Origin of the sequence: Streptomyces rishiriensis, from assembly GCF_003112535.1 — a bacterium.
Taxonomy (GTDB): Bacteria; Actinomycetota; Actinomycetes; order Streptomycetales; family Streptomycetaceae; genus Streptomyces; species Streptomyces rishiriensis.
Window position 1 is genome coordinate 384,135 of sequence record NZ_BEWA01000008.1, and the last position, 14,508, is coordinate 398,642.

At 73.4% G+C, this 14,508-nt stretch carries 13 protein-coding genes; 8 read left to right on the forward strand and 5 right to left on the reverse strand.

Annotation, left to right across the window (positions count from 1 at the left end; all coding sequences use genetic code 11):
* The first annotated feature begins 4 nt into the window (after positions 1-4).
* Positions 5-1,243 carry a CaiB/BaiF CoA transferase family protein gene (locus tag Sri02f_RS16035; RefSeq protein ID WP_109001963.1) on the forward strand — a complete coding sequence of 413 codons (1,239 nt, stop codon included), beginning with the start codon at positions 5-7 and terminating at the stop codon, positions 1,241-1,243.
* A gap of 35 nt (positions 1,244-1,278) precedes the next feature.
* On the opposite strand, the gene Sri02f_RS16040 is transcribed toward Sri02f_RS16035, so the two are convergent.
* The 3 genes from Sri02f_RS16040 to Sri02f_RS16050 all read right to left on the reverse strand — a co-directional run bounded on the left by Sri02f_RS16040 (position 1,279) and on the right by Sri02f_RS16050 (position 3,080).
* Positions 1,279-1,566 carry a hypothetical protein gene (locus Sri02f_RS16040; RefSeq protein WP_109001964.1) on the reverse strand — a complete coding sequence of 96 codons (288 nt, stop codon included), beginning with the start codon at positions 1,564-1,566 and terminating at the stop codon, positions 1,279-1,281.
* Between the two features lie 126 nt (positions 1,567-1,692).
* The gene (locus Sri02f_RS16045; RefSeq protein WP_109001965.1) at positions 1,693-2,541 is read right to left on the reverse strand and encodes an anti-sigma factor; all 849 of its coding nucleotides are present in this window, start codon (positions 2,539-2,541) and stop codon (positions 1,693-1,695) included.
* On the reverse strand, positions 2,538-3,080 hold the full coding sequence (locus Sri02f_RS16050; protein WP_109001966.1) for a sigma-70 family RNA polymerase sigma factor: 543 nt from the start codon (positions 3,078-3,080) through the stop codon (positions 2,538-2,540). The genes Sri02f_RS16045 and Sri02f_RS16050 overlap by 4 nt, the downstream gene beginning before the upstream one ends.
* A 211-nt stretch (positions 3,081-3,291) precedes the next feature.
* Here Sri02f_RS16050 and Sri02f_RS16055 point away from each other — a divergent pair, with 211 nt between their 5' ends.
* From Sri02f_RS16055 to Sri02f_RS16070, 4 genes are all read left to right on the forward strand, one after another.
* On the forward strand, positions 3,292-4,800 hold the full coding sequence (locus Sri02f_RS16055) for a DUF4331 domain-containing protein (RefSeq protein WP_174855656.1): 1,509 nt from the start codon (positions 3,292-3,294) through the stop codon (positions 4,798-4,800).
* Positions 4,801-4,949: 149 nt separating this feature from the next.
* Positions 4,950-6,776 carry a tetratricopeptide repeat protein gene (locus Sri02f_RS16060; RefSeq protein WP_109001967.1) on the forward strand — a complete coding sequence of 609 codons (1,827 nt, stop codon included), beginning with the start codon at positions 4,950-4,952 and terminating at the stop codon, positions 6,774-6,776.
* Positions 6,773-8,515, forward strand: a complete 1,743-nt coding sequence (locus Sri02f_RS16065) for a sulfite exporter TauE/SafE family protein (protein ID WP_109001968.1) — start codon at positions 6,773-6,775, stop codon at positions 8,513-8,515. The genes Sri02f_RS16060 and Sri02f_RS16065 overlap by 4 nt, the downstream gene beginning before the upstream one ends.
* Before the next feature lie 60 nt (positions 8,516-8,575).
* Positions 8,576-10,216 carry a serine/threonine-protein kinase gene (locus tag Sri02f_RS16070; RefSeq protein WP_109001969.1) on the forward strand — a complete coding sequence of 547 codons (1,641 nt, stop codon included), beginning with the start codon at positions 8,576-8,578 and terminating at the stop codon, positions 10,214-10,216.
* 15 nt (positions 10,217-10,231) lie between these two features.
* On the opposite strand, the gene Sri02f_RS16075 is transcribed toward Sri02f_RS16070, so the two are convergent.
* Positions 10,232-11,038 carry an SGNH/GDSL hydrolase family protein gene (locus Sri02f_RS16075; RefSeq protein ID WP_109001970.1) on the reverse strand — a complete coding sequence of 269 codons (807 nt, stop codon included), beginning with the start codon at positions 11,036-11,038 and terminating at the stop codon, positions 10,232-10,234.
* Positions 11,039-11,355: 317 nt separating this feature from the next.
* On the opposite strand from Sri02f_RS16075, the gene Sri02f_RS16080 reads away from it, so the two are divergent.
* Entirely contained in the window at positions 11,356-12,450 is a 1,095-nt protein-coding gene (locus Sri02f_RS16080; RefSeq protein ID WP_109001971.1) for a DUF5925 domain-containing protein, read from the forward strand.
* A gap of 45 nt (positions 12,451-12,495) precedes the next feature.
* Positions 12,496-13,269 carry a DUF72 domain-containing protein gene (locus tag Sri02f_RS16085; RefSeq protein ID WP_109001972.1) on the forward strand — a complete coding sequence of 258 codons (774 nt, stop codon included), beginning with the start codon at positions 12,496-12,498 and terminating at the stop codon, positions 13,267-13,269.
* A 24-nt stretch (positions 13,270-13,293) separates the two neighbouring features.
* Here the strand turns inward: Sri02f_RS16085 and Sri02f_RS16090 are convergent, their stop codons facing one another.
* Positions 13,294-13,662, reverse strand: a complete 369-nt coding sequence (locus Sri02f_RS16090; protein WP_167467553.1) for a GntR family transcriptional regulator — start codon at positions 13,660-13,662, stop codon at positions 13,294-13,296.
* Between the two features lie 69 nt (positions 13,663-13,731).
* Between Sri02f_RS16090 and Sri02f_RS16095 the strand changes: the two genes are divergently transcribed.
* Positions 13,732-14,508: GNAT family N-acetyltransferase (locus tag Sri02f_RS16095; RefSeq protein WP_109001974.1), on the forward strand; the 777-nt coding region annotated here is incomplete at its 3' end.

The window sequence follows — 14,508 nt, forward strand, 5'->3', positions numbered from 1 at the left end:
CTGCATGGACCAGCCCCTTCAGCCCCCGCCGCAGCCCCAGCCCCTGACCGTCCCCCAGCCCCTGCCCCTGGAGGGGCTCACCGTCGTCGCCGTCGAGCAGGCCGTCGCGGCGCCGTTCGCGACCCGGCAGCTCGCCGACCTCGGCGCCCGGGTGATCAAGGTCGAGCGGATCGACGGCGGTGACTTCGCGCGCGGCTACGACACCGCCGCCGGCGGCCTCGCCTCCCATTTCGTGTGGTGCAACCGGGGCAAGGAGTCCATCGCGCTGGACCTGAAGGATCCGCGCGGGCTGGACGTCGTACGGCGGCTGGTCGCCGGCGCGGACGTGTTCGTGCAGAACCTCGCGCAGGGTGCGGCGGCCCGGCTGGGCCTGGACGCGGCCACCCTGTGCGCGAGGCATCCGCGGCTGGTCGCGGTGGACGTCTCCGGGTACGGGCCGAGCGGGCCCTACGCCGACAAGCGTGCCTACGACATGCTCGTGCAGTGCGAGGCCGGGCTCGTGTCGGTGACCGGGACGCCCGAGCAGCCGGTGAAGGCGGGGATCCCGGCGGCGGACATCGCGGCGGCCATGTACGCCTTCTCCGGCGTGCTCGCGGCGCTCGTGCGCCGGGGCACGACCGGGCGGGGCGGTCCGGTGCAGGTGTCGATGCTGGAGTCGCTCGCGGAGTGGATGGGACACCCCCTGCACCACACGATGCACGGCGGCGCCGCCCCGGCCCGCACCGGCCTGGCGCACACGGTGATCGCGCCGTACGACGCCTACCCCACGGCGGACGGCGGACGGGTGCTGCTGTCGGTGCAGAACGACCGGGAGTGGCGGCGGCTGGCCGAACAGGTCGTCGGACGCCCCGCGTGGGGGACGGATCCGGCGTTTGCGACGAACGCGGCACGGGTGGCGAACCGGGAGCGCACGGACGCCGTGGTGGCGGAGGCCCTGGGCGCGCTGAGCACCGACGAGGCGCTGGCACGGCTGGAGGACGCGGGCATCGCGTGCGCGCGTCTGCGGGATCTGCACGAGCTGGCGGAGCATCCGCAGCTCGCGGCCCGTGAGCGCTGGCGGGAGGTGGGAACGCCGGTCGGACCGCTGCGGGCGCTGCTGCCGCCGATCACGCTGCCGGGCGGAGCGGAGGCACGGATGGGGGACGTGCCCGCGCTCGGGGAGCACACCGAAGCGCTGCTGCGTGCCGTGGGGATGACGGACGAGGAGATCGCAGCGCTGCGCCGGGACGGTGTGGCCGCCTGAGCGCGGGACTCAGTACGTGACGACGTGCCGGACGGTCAGTGCTTGTTGCCGCCGAACAGCGAGCGGCGCAGTCGGCGCAGGGGCGCGAAGAGCGAGACGCGGCTGACCCGGGCCCGCGTCGTCCGGGCACCGTGGTCGCGGTCGCGCAGCGGTTCACGCGCGGTCAGCTCCCGCATGAGCGAGGTCGCCTCGACCGTCTCCCGCTGCGGTATGGCGGGACCCGCCAGCACCGAGAGATGGCGGTCCAGGCGCGAACTGGTCGCGCTGCTCCCGCAGGTGATCGCAGGGACGCGCGCCCTGCTGTGCATCGTTATCTGTTCCATGTCACTCCCCACCCGTACGAGTCCACCCGGCCCGGGCAGGGTAACCCTATCGCCCCGTCGAGGCACACATGTATCGAGCTCACGTGATTCACCTTCCCCGTAAGGGGGTTGACGAAGCCTGGCCGATCACTCTCCGAATCCAACCGATTTCAGGGTGAGTTGGACAACCGGCTGAGTAGTGGGCTGCGGCGATCCCCCGTCCGGCTCGACGGTCACAGCGAGTGACGTCGCCGCTTTGTCGAGACCGTCGGCGACCAGGGGCGTGTCGCCCGAGAAGAGCCCGAGGGAGCGCGGTTGCGCGTTCGGGCGCATGAGCCACAGCTGGTGCACCCGCCCGGCGGGCAACGCGCCGTATCCGCTCAAGGTGACGATCGCCTGCCCCTCCGAGGCGGAAGCGATCACTGCGATGCCCCGGCCCTCGGCGTCCTTCCCGTTGCCCGCCCGCGCGTCAGGAGCCGCGAGAACGTGGGCGATCTCACGCGAGTGGGCGCGCTCGGCGTCCAGCCGGTCCTGGGTCCGGCCGGCCTGGACGGCGAGGACGGAGGCGACCACGAGGGCCGCGGCGGCGGTGGCCGCCGCCAACGGCGCGAACAGCGGGCGGCGGGCGCGGGGCGCTCCCCCACGGCCGGACGCGTGGGAGGTGCCCCCGGAGCGTCGCGGCGGCGGCTGCGCGCCCCAGACGTGCGGGGGCAGTTGGGGCGCGTGCTCCCGCACCGGCGTACGCGCGGCCTCCTGCGGGGTTCTCTGCACCGCCGCCAGCACCCGCTCGCGCATCGCGGGCGGCGGTGGGGCGGCCGTCGACCAGGCGAGCCGGACGGCGTCCTCGGCCAGCGCCCGCACCTCGGCGGCGCAGCGGTCGCAGCGCTTGAGGTGTCTTTCGAAGCGGTGGCGCTCGTCTGCCTCGAGGGCGTCGAGCGCGTAGGGGGCCGCCAGCGAGTGCAGGTCCTCGCGGCGGAACAGGCCGAGCAGACTCATGCGGCGCCTCCCAGGCAGTCGCGCAGCCGCGTGAGCCCGTCACGCATCCGTGTCTTCACCGTGCCCAGCGGGAGCGAGAGCCGGTCGGCCACCTCACGGTACGTGTAGCCGTCGTAGTAGGCGAGGGTGACGGACTGGCGCTGAAGAGCCGTCAGCCGGTTCAGACAGCGGCGGACCAACTGGCGTTCCAGGCCTGCCTCGACCTCCTCCGCCACCTGGTCGAAGGCGGGGTCGTGGTAGCGCGAGGCCTCGCGCTGCTCGCGGTCGACGGCCGCGCGGGCGCTGCGCACCCGGTCGACGGCACGGCGGTGGGCGAGGGTGAGGATCCAGGAGAGGGCGCTGCCGCGGTTCGGGTCGAAACGGCCGGCGGAGCGCCAGGCCTCCAGGAGCACCTCCTGGGCGACCTCCTCCGACTGTGCGGGATCCCGGACGACCCGGCGCACGAGGCCGAACACCGGCCCGGAGACGACGGCGTAGAGGCGTTCGAACGCCCGCTGGTCGCCCCTCGCCACGAGCACCAGAAGCTCGTCCGCCTCCATGCCGTCCCCCTCTCTGCGACCGCCGCACCCGGGCCGCCCCGTCACACCAGGCATCCGCAAACGAACACACCTCCGGTGGATGGGTACGGATCCGAGCGGCGAAAACGCGGGTGAGCAGGAAAGAAAAAGTTTTTCGTTCCCGACCAATCCGAACCCGCCCTCCGTTCCGTATCACTGTCCGTCAGGCAACTTGGCACAGAGGACGGACGGCATGACAGCTTTCTCCAGGAGCGGCAACGGACGCAGGAGCGTCGCGACCCTCATATGCGGTGCGTTGGCCGCCGGGGGGCTCGCAGCCGCCGGCGCCGCCGCGCTGGCCCCGGGGGCCGCCTACGCCTCCAGCCACCGCGAGGCTCCTCTCATCTCGGGCACCCCGCAGTACGACAACACGGACCTCTACGCGTTCGTCAGCCCGGACCACCCGGACACGACGACCATCATCGCGAACGTCATCCCCTTCGAGGAGCCCGGCGGAGGCCCGAACTTCTACCAGTTCGCCGAGGACGCCCAGTACGACGTCCGCATCGACAGCAACGGTGACGCCAAGGAAGACCTGATCTTCCGCTACACCTTCAAGACGAACGTCAAGAACCGGAAGTCGTTCCTCTACAACACCGGCGTGGTCGACAGCCTGTACGACCCCGACCTGAACGTCACGCAGTCCTACGACCTGGAGCTGATCAAGCTCAAGAAGGGCAAGGTCGAGCACGAGACCAAGCTCGCGGACGACGTGCCGGTGGCCCCGTCCAACGTGGGCAAGGCCTCGATGCCGAATTACTCGAAGCTGCGCGACCAGGCGATCTACAAGCTCTCCAACGGCTCGAAGACGTTCGCCGGCCAGGCCGACGACCCGTTCTTCGCCGACCTGCGCGTCTTCGACCTGCTGTACGGCGGCAACCTCTCCGAGGTGGGCAACGACACCCTCAAGGGCTACAACGTCAACACGATCGCCCTCCAGGTGCCGAACGACCTGATCGCCGAGTCGAAGCACCAGCCGATCGTCGGCATCTGGTCGACCACCCAGCGCCAGAACGCCCAGGGCTACTACACGCAGGTCTCGCGGCTGGGCAACCCGCTGGTCAACGAGGTCGTCAACCCGATCAAGGACAAGGACAAGTTCAACGCGTCCAAGCCCAAGGACGACGGCCAGTTCCTGAAGAACGTCACCAACCCCGAGCTGCCCAAGCTCATCGAGGCGATCTACAAGATCAAGGCGCCGGCCGAGCCGCGCAACGACCTCGTCGACGTGTTCCTCAAGGGCGTCAAGGGCCTCAACCAGCCCCCGTACGTGACGCCTTCGGAGGAACTGCGCCTCAACACCTCGGTCAAGCCGAGCATGCACCCGAAGCGACTGGGCGTGCTCGACGGTGACAACGCGGGCTTCCCGAACGGCCGTCGCCTCACCGATGACGTGATCGACGCCTCGCTGCAGGTCGTCGAGGGCGAGCTGGTCGGCTCCAAGAACGACCTGGGCGACGCGGTCGACAAGAACGACAAGAGCTTCGAGAAGTACTTCCCCTACATCGCCCTGCCGACCGAGGGCTCGCGCGGCGCGACCGCCAAGAGCGGCGCCGACGTCAAGAGCCAGCTCGGTGACGCCCTCACGGGCTCGAACGACAACACCACGCTGATCGCGTCCTCCGCGGGCGCCGGCGCGGCGGGCATCCTCCTCATCGGCGGCGGCCTGATGTGGTGGCGGGGCCGGCGGCGGGCCTACTAGGCCCTCCCTCTGAGCGGGCCGGGGAGAATCCTGCGCTCCCCGGCCCTGTCCCACCGACTGGCGCGGCCCGCGTACTCATCCCCCACGGCGCGGGCCGCGCCGCCCCCACGTGAGCAGACGGAACCATCCCAGGCGATCTAGGAGAGGGCATGTCCCCGCGGACGAACGACGGCGCACCGGAGCCCACCCGACCGGCCTCCGCCCGACCGGAACCGGTCACCGGCAGGCCGGTCTCCGGCGAACCGGCCTCCGGCGCGCCGGTCCCGGACCCGGGACGGCCGGCGCCGACCACCGCCCCGGCACCCGGGGGAGCCTCCACCGCGGAGGACGCGACCGGGTCCGACCCGGGGGCAGCTGACACGGAGACCCGCACGACGGCGGACGCCGACGCCGACCACGCCGATCACGTCGGCGCAGGCGGAGCCTCGGCCGACACCGGCGTCGCCCTCGGGGCCGAGGCCGGGGACGACGCGGGCGGCGACGTTCGAGCGGTCCCTGTCACCGACCGGGAGACGGGCGACGACGCCACGGACGACATGGCCGACGAGCCCGACGCGGCCGGTGCCGATGGCGGTACCGATGCCGACGCCGGTGCCGATGCCGACGAGCGGGTCGCCGCGGTGCGGCGGGCGGGGGCCGCGGGACGTCGCTGGCGGGCCGCCCAGCTCACCGCCTGCGCCGCCATGGTGGCCGTGGCGCTGACCGCCGGGGCGATCGCGCTCGGCGCGGTGCACGACGGACGCGACATGCCCGTGGCGACCGCCGCGGCGGTGTCCCCCGGCCTGCTCGCCGGCGGCGACCTCGACGCGAGCATCACGGCCCTGCAGGCCCATCTGCGCGTCCAGCCAAGGGACTTCGGCGGCTGGGCCACGCTCGGGCTGGCCTACGTCGAGCAGGCCCGCACCAAGGGAGACCCCTCCCGCTATCCGCAGGCCGAGCAGGCCCTGAAGCGTTCCCTCTCCCTGCGCGCCGACAACGACCAGGCGCTGGCCGGCCGGGCCGCCCTGGCCGCCGCGCGGCACGACTTCGCGAACGCCCTGAAGCTGGCCGACGGGGCCCTGAAGCAGAACCCCTACAACGAACGCGCCCTGTGCTCGCGCGTCGACGCCCTCGTCGAGCTGGGCCGCTACGACGACGCCGAGGCGGCCGTGCAGACGGCGGACCAACGACGCCCCGGGGTACCGGTGTTCACCCGCTACGCCTACGTCCACGAACTGCGCGGCGACGTCGCCACCGCCCGCCGGGTCCTGGAGCGGGCCCTCGCCGTGTCCACGTCGCCCGGCGACATCGCCTACGTCGCCGCCCAGCTCGGCCAACTCGCCTGGAACCAGGGCGACTACGCCACGGCCCTCACCCACTACGCCCGCGCCCTCGCCGCGGACGAGAACTACCTCCCCGCGCTGGAGGGCCGCGCCCGCGCCCAGGCGGCGAGCGGACAGCAGGCCGAGGCCCTCAAGGGGTTGGAGCTGATCGTCGCCCGCTATCCGCTCCCCGGACCGCTGGTGGAGCTCGGCGAGCTGTACGAGGCCAGAGGCGGCGCCGGAGACAGGACGAAGGCCCAGGAGCAGTACGCGCTCGTCGACGCGTGGACCGCGATCGCCCGCGCCAACGGCGTCAACGCCGACCTGGACACCGCGCTCGCCGCCGCCGACCACGGCGACCGGGCGACGGCCCTGCGCGCGGCCCGCGACGACTGGTCCCGCCGGCACACCGTGCACACGGCGGACGCCCTGGCCTGGGCTCTCCACGTCAACGGCAAGGACGCCGAGGCCCTCCCCTACGCCCGGCAGGCCACGGCCACCGGTTACCGCAACGCCGCCTTCCTCTACCACCGCGGTGTGATCGAGAAGGCCACGGGCCACCTGGCCGACGCCCGCACCCACCTGGCCGCCGCCCTGAAGCTGAACCCCGGCTTCTCGCCGCTGGGCGCCCGTCAGGCCCGGGCGGCGCTCAAGACGCTGGAGGCGAGCAAGTGAGCACCCGTCGACTGTTCGCCTCCTGCGCGGCCGTGTTCACGGCCGGCTGTGCGCTCGCGCTGGTTCCTTCCGCCGGCGCGAGCGCGCACCCGCTCGGCAACTTCACCGTCAACCGCTACGACGGTCTCGTCGCCGCCCCGGGACAGCTGCGGGTCGACCATGTCGAGGACCTCGCCGAGATCCCGGCGACCCAGGCGAAGCCCGACATCGAGCGGCTCGGGATGAGCGCCTGGGCCCGGGAGCGCTGCGCCACGGCCGCGTCCGGCAGCAGGCTCACCGTCGACGGCCGGGCCGTGACCCTCACGGTGGGCTCCAGCAAGGCGTCCGTGCGGCCCGGTCAGGCGGGGCTCGACACGCTGCGCGTCGAGTGCCGGCTGGCCGCCCCGCTGCCCGACGTCGCCGACGGGGACGCCGTCTCCGTCGGCTTTCACAGCGCGGGCGTCTCCACCGGCCCCGGCTGGCGGGAGATCACCGCGCGCGGCGACCGGATGACGCTGACCGCGTCCGACGTCCCGAAGAAGTCGCTGTCGGGCGAACTGACCAGCTATCCCAAGGAGTTGCTGTCCTCCCCGGCGGACACCTCGACCGCGTCCGTGCGGGTGCGGCCCGGCGGTGCGGCGCTCGTCGAGGAGAACCGGGACGCACCGGCCGCCTCGGTGCTGCCGCGCGGCGCGGACCGCTGGACACGGGCCCTGGACGATCTGGTCGCCCGCCAGCACCTCACCCTCGGCTTCGCCGCGCTCGCCCTGGTGATCGCCATCGGTCTCGGCGCGCTGCACGCGGTCGCCCCGGGCCACGGCAAGACCATCATGGCCGCGACGGCGGCGGCCCGGGGCGGCAGGGCGCGGATGAAGGACGTTCTCCCGCTCGCCGCGTCGGTGACCGTCACGCACACGCTCGGCGTCGTCGCGCTGGGCCTTCTCGTCACCGCCGGTTCGGCCGCGGCGCCCTCGGTGATCGCCTGGCTGGGGCTGGCGAGCGGCGCGCTGGTGCTCTTCGCGGGCGCGACCCTCGCACGCCGGGCCTGGCGCGGCCGCGGCGGCACCGGCACCGCGCACGGACACGCCCATCCCCACCCCCACCCGCACCCGCACCCGCACCCGCACCCGCCGGGTGGTCACTCGCCCGCCCACGAGCCGGCGAAGGCCGCGGACCGTCAACTCGCACTGGTGGGGGCCACCACCGCGCACACCCATGCCCATCACGACCACGACGCCCCCGACCCCACTCACGGGCACCGTCACGAAACCGGTCACGAACACGAGCACGGACATGACCACGAGCACGGTCACGAGCACGGCCACGGGCCTCACCGCGAAGACGGTCATGAGCACGACCACGGGCACACCCACACGCACACCCACGGCGGCCACACCCACAGCCACGCCGTCGCCCCCACCCTGCGCGGCACGCTCCTGCTCGGGTTCGCCGGCGGCATGGTGCCCAGCCCGTCGGCGGTGGTCGTGCTGGTCGGTGCGGCCGCGCTCGGGCAGGCCTGGTTCGGGCTGCTGCTCGTGGTCGCGTACGGCGTCGGTCTCGCGCTGACCCTGACCGCCGCCGGGTTCGCCGTCGTCAGGCTCGGCGCGGGGGCGACCCGCCTCCTGGACCGTCAGCCGCGCTGGACGACCCACCCGGCCGTGACGCTCGTGCGCCGCAATCTGCCCCTGTGGTCCGCCTTCCTCGTGGTGGTCCTCGGTGCCGGACTGGTGCTCAGGGGGGCCGCATCCGTACTGGGCTGAGCTACGTTGGTGGGGTTGCGGAGGTTTTCGCCCGGATGCGAAGAGCGAAATGGGGGCGCGGTGTCCGAAGAACCGGGCAGTGAACGTCTGATCGCGGGCCGCTACCGTCTGCTGACCCCGCTCGGCGAGGGCGGCATGGGCACGGTGTGGCGGGCCCGTGACGAGGTGCTGCACCGCGAGGTCGCGGTCAAGGAGGTGCGCGCGCCGCACGGGCTGGCCGCCTCCGACGTGGAGCGCCTGTACGCCCGGCTGGAGCGCGAGGCCTGGGCCGCGGCCCGGGTCGCGAACCGCAACGTCGTCACCGTGTACGACGTGGCCGCCCAGGACGGACGGCCCTGGATCGTCATGGAGATCGTGCACGGGATCTCCCTCTCCGAACTGCTCGACGCGGAGGGGCCGCTCGAACCGGCGCGGGTCGCGCACATCGGCGCCGAGGTGCTGGCCGCGCTGCGGGCCGCGCACGAGGCGGGCGTGCTGCACCGGGACGTCAAACCGGCGAACGTGCTGATGTCGAACGACGGCCGCGTGGTGCTCACCGACTTCGGCATCGCGACCGTCGAGGGCACCTCGGCGCTGACCATGACCGGCGAGGTCATCGGCTCTCCCGAGTTCCTCGCGCCGGAGCGCGCGCTGGGGCGTACACCGGGTCCCGAGTCGGATCTGTGGTCGCTGGGCGTGCTGCTGTACGCGGCGGTGGAGGGCAACTCCCCCTTCCGGTACGACACTCCGCTGAGCACGCTCCGGGCGGTCGTCGACGAGGAGCTGCCGCCGCCGCGCCGGGCGGGGCCGCTCGCGCCGGTGATCGAGGGCCTGCTGCGCAAGGACCCGGCCGAACGGCTGTCCGCCGAACGGGCCGAACGGGACCTGCGGTTGATCGCGGCCGGGGGCACGCCCTCCGGGGGAGGCGATCCGGGCGCGGGCACGACCCGCGGGGCGATGTACGCGCCGTATCCGCCGACGGCGGCGACCCCCGCCGAACCCTTCCGGCACGGGCCCGCGGACCCGGCCGCGCCACAGCCGTGGACGTCCGCCCCGGCGGGCGCGGCGGGGCGGGGCGCCTCCTCGCCGGAGCCGGACCGGGGCCGGCGGGCCGGCGTGCTCCTCGTCACGGGGGTGGCGGTGCTGGCGCTGGCGGTCGCCGGACTGACGTACGGGCTGCTGCACCACGACGTCGGCCGCCGCAGCGGCTCCGGCGGGGTCACGAACAGCGCCTCGGAAGCGGTGAGTTCGCCCGCGCCGCAGCGGGAGCCGAGCAGGTCGGCGGCGGAGTCCGCGAGCCCGAGCCCGAGCGGGAGCCCCTCGTCCGCCGCACCGGAGCAGACGGTCACGGTCAGCGTCGCCGGCGCGCACACGGACTACACCGGTGCGTGTCCGCCGCAGGACGCCGACGCGCCCGCCTTCACCGCGACGATCACGGTGGGACGGCTGCCCGCGACGGTGTCCTACCGCTGGGTGTCGAAGGACGGCGAGCTGTCCGGGCAGACCTGGAAGACGCTCGACTTCCCGTCGGGCGGCGGGAAGTCGAAGCAGGACAAGGTGATCGTGTCGACGTACGCCGGGAGCGGCACGTACCGGAACTCCATCGCCGTCGAGGTGCGCAAGCCGGTGAAGGCGACGTCGGACGCGGTGCCGTTCTCGGTCACCTGCGAGACGGAGACCCCGTCGGGCGGGGCCTCCCCCTCGTCCTCGCCGTCCGAATGAGCCGGGCGGCGGCCGTCAGGCCGCGCTGGTGAGGACCGGCAGGTAGCCGCCGGACTGGCCGGAGGCGGTCGGGTGGTAGGACTCGCCGATGTTCAGCAGGTCGAGGCTGTGCAGCCAGGAGCTGCCGGAGCAGATCTCGTGGCCGCCGAAGGGGGTGCGGACGTCGCCGAAGACGAAGCCGTGGGCGGCCGCGCGGCGGGCGACGGCGGCGTCGAGGTAGTCGGCCGCGCCGTTGATGGCGGAGCGCTTGGTCTCGGACAGGCCGAGGCACAGGGAGCCGAGCCGGTAGAAGCGGGGATAGCCGATGACGACGACGCGCGCGTTGGGTGCTTTGGAGCGGATCGCCGAGTAGACGCCGTCGAGTTTGCCGGGGAGCGTGGAGTCGACGTAGGCGCGGGCGGTGTCGATACGGCCGAGGCAGCCGCTGTCGGAACTGGTGACACAGGTCGTCATGACGTCGGCGAAGCCCGCGTCGTTGCCGCCGATGGTGATGGAGACGAGGCCGGTGGAGGAGTTCAGGCCGCCGAGCTGACTCGCCAGAACATCACCCGTACGGGCTCCCGAGCAGGCAGCGAAGGTGAACGAGGCGGGGCCGTGGGCGGCGTTCCAGAGGTACGGGTAGGCCTTGGTGCTGCGCTTACAGTCGCCGCTGGAGCTGAGGTAACTCCCCGCGCCGACGCCGGAGGAGTAGGAGTCGCCGAGGGCCACATAGCCACCGGTGGCGGCGAGGTGGGATCCCTGCGCGGAGCCCGCCCCGGTGAGGGCGGCGCCGAGGGCGAGGAGGGCTGAGCTGACGAATACGACAAGTCGGGAACGTCTCATGGAACCTCCTTTAGCAGGTTCTCTGCCACAACTTTCGTAGCAAGCACCCGCATTGACGGGAAGTGTCCATGCCAAGACTTTTCGCCCTCACGACGGCCGTGGGGGCCGGTTCGGGCCCACTTGCACCCCGAGGCGTACGGAGTAGCGCTCTTGACCGGTCGTCAAACGGAGGCGGCGGCGCGAGGACCGGCGGGACCGGCGGGACCGGCCGACCACCGGACGAAACTCGCGTATCCGGCATGTCCGGCTTACCCGACACGCCACGCGCAGTGCGGAAACCGGGTGCGGACAGGGGCCCGGTGCCGGATCATGGGCGCATGTCTGTCCAGCCACAGGACGCTCTGCCGATCCGGCTCACCGTCGACGACTCCGACTCGCCGTCCGATGTCGTCGACGCGCTGTTCCTCGGCCGCTTCGCGACCGGCGAGCAGCCGTACTCGCACGCCGCGAACATCGACCGCGTACGCTCCGGCGCGACCCTGCTGCCGGCGCACGCCCGTGTGCTGCGGGTCGCCCGCGACGAGGACCGCAGCGCCACCCTGGCCGAGGGGGACGGCTGGACGCTGCTGGTCTCCCGCTGGAACCGCGGCGCCGACGTCACGGTCACGGCGACCACCGCCGAACTGGCCGCCAAGGTGCTCGACGAGGCCACCGACGGCGCGGCGGACGAACCCGAGCCCCAGCCGGAGAACGTGACCATGGGGTTCTGGTACGTCTCCCCGCGGCGCGGACCGCACCGCACGACCCGTCAGATCTCCGCCGGCACCTGGGACGAGGTGCGCGCGAACTACACCGCCCCCGTCGCCGAGGCGATGGACGGCCTGATGGCGACGACCCCCGAGGACATCGCCGGCCGGCTGCTCCTGCTGCACGGCCCGCCCGGCACCGGCAAGACCTCGGCGCTGCGCACCCTGGCCCGCTCCTGGCGGGAGTGGTGCCAGGTGGACTGCGTCCTGGACCCGGAGCGGCTCTTCTCCGACGTCGGCTATCTGATGGACATCGCGATCGGCGAGGAGGACGGCACGGGCAAGGGCCGCTGGCGGCTGCTGCTCCTGGAGGACTGCGACGAACTGATCCGCGGCGAGGCCAAGCACACGGCGGGCCAGGCCCTGTCCCGGCTGCTGAACCTCACCGACGGCCTGCTCGGACAGGGGCGCAACGTCCTGGTGGGGGTCACCACCAACGAGGACCTGGAGCGGCTGCACCCGGCCGTCGTGCGCCCCGGCCGCTGCATGGCCCGCATCGAGGTCGGCCCGCTGACCCGCCGGGAGGCCGTGGACTGGCTGGGCACGGAGGAGGGGGTCGGCCGCGAGGGCGCCACGCTGGCGGAGCTGTACGCGCTGCGCCGGGGCGTCTCCCCCGCCTCGCTGCCGGAGCCGCGGGGCGGGGTGGACGCGGGGCTCTATCTCTGACTCCTTCGGGACACGCGGATCCGGCCCGGGTGTTTTGATGGAGGTATGACGCTGTACGTCGGCACGTCGGGCTGGCAGTACAAGGACTGGAAGGGCGTGCTGTACCCGGCGGACCTTCCCGTACGGCGGTGGCTGGAGGAGTACGCGGCGCACTTCGCCACCGTCGAGATCAACAACGCGTTCTACCGGCTGCCGTCGCGGGAGACCTTCGCGTCCTGGGGCGCCCGCGTCCCGTCGGACTTCACCGTCACGGTGAAGGCGAGCCGCTATCTGACCCACGTCAAGCGGCTGCGCCATCCCGGGGAGCCGGTGCACCGGCTGATGACCCACGCGGCCGGCCTCGGGCCGCGCCTGGGCCCGGTCCTGCTCCAGCTGCCGCCGACCCTGCGGGCCGATCCGGGGCTGCTGGACGCCTGTCTGGCCTGCTTCCCGGCGGACACCCGCGTCGCGGTGGAGCCGCGGCACGACTCGTGGTGGACCGCCGAGGTGCGGGAGGTGCTGCGGACCCGGGGCGCGGCCCTGTGCTGGGCCGACGTCGCGTCCCGCCCGGTCACTCCGCTGTGGCGCACCGCCGACTGGGGGTACGTCCGCTTCCACCAGGGCCGCGCCCGGCCGTGGCCGCGCTACGGGCATCGCGCGCTGGAGACCTGGGTCGACCGCGTCGCGACGACCTGGGCGCGCGACGCCGACGTCTACGCGTACTTCAACAACGACCCGGGCGGCGCGGCGGTGGGGGACGCGGCGCTGTTCGGCAGGACGGCGGAGCGGGCGGGCCTGCGGGTGACGCGGACGCCGCGCGCGCTCGCCGCCCGCAGCTGATCACGGATGACCACCCGCCCCCGGTCACGCCTGGTAGGCCGCCCGCAGGGCCTCCCGCACGGCGGCCGAGGCCTCTTCCTCGGTGAGCCCCAGCCGCAGCGCCCGCTCGGCGTAGGCGCCTGCGGCCGCCGCCGCCTCGCGCTGTGCCGCCGGTCCCGAGGCGGCGACGAACGTGCCGTTGCGCCCCCGGGTCTCGATCACGCCGTCCGTCTCCAGCGCCCGGTAGGCCTTGGCGACGGTGTTCGCGGCGAGGCCGAGCGACTCGGCCAGCCCCCGCACCGTCGGCAGCCGGTAGCCGACCGGCAGCGCGCCCGACCGGGCCTGCTCGGCGATCTGCGCGCGCACCTGCTCGTAGGGTGCGGCGCCCTCATCGACATGGATCTTCAAGGTCACGGGCCGATTGTCCCGCACCCGCGGAAAATGGGAGGCACATCCGCGCCGCCCGCACGTAGCGTGCGCCCCATGACCGTCATCGTGCGCGATCTGCGCCCCGGCGCCGCCGCCGACATCCGGGGCTTCGTCCGGGTCCGGCACCTCGCTCTGCCCTACGTGTACTTCAGCCCCGCCTCCGTGCTGCACGGCCTCACGTCCGCCCACCCCGCCGCCCACGCCCGCAAGCTGGTGGCCGTGATCGACGGCGAGGTGGTGGGGACGGCCCAGGTGAGCCTCGCCCACGACAGCCCGGAGCCCGGCCAGGGCGCCCTCAACGTGTACGTGGACCCGGCGCACACCGGGCGCGGCGCGGGCACGCTGCTGGTGCGGGCGGCCGAGGAGCACCTCGCGGCGCACGGGGCGACGAAGCTGTTCGCCTGGGTGCTGGACGAGCCGGGCCACCGCGCCTTCGCCGAACGGCGCGGCTACCGGGCCGGGCGCAGCGCGCACTTCCTCCGTCTGGACCTGGCGAAGGCCGCTCTGCCGCCGCTTCAGGACCCGCCGCCCGGTGTGGAACTGCGCACCGCCGCCGACTTCGCGGACGACCCCCGCCCGCTGTTCGCACTGGACGCGGAGGCGGGCTCGGACGAACCGAGCGACGTCGCGACCGAGATGAGCGATTACGAGGCCTGGGTCGACGAGTACTGGAGGCACCCGCATCTGAACCTTGACCTGACCTCGGTCGCCGTGGCCGACGGCAGGCCGGTGGCCTTCAGCGTGGCCCACACCGGCGACGCCGGCAGATACGACACGGGCATGACCGGCACCGCCCGCGCCCACCGGGGCCGGGGCCTGGCCAAGCTCGTC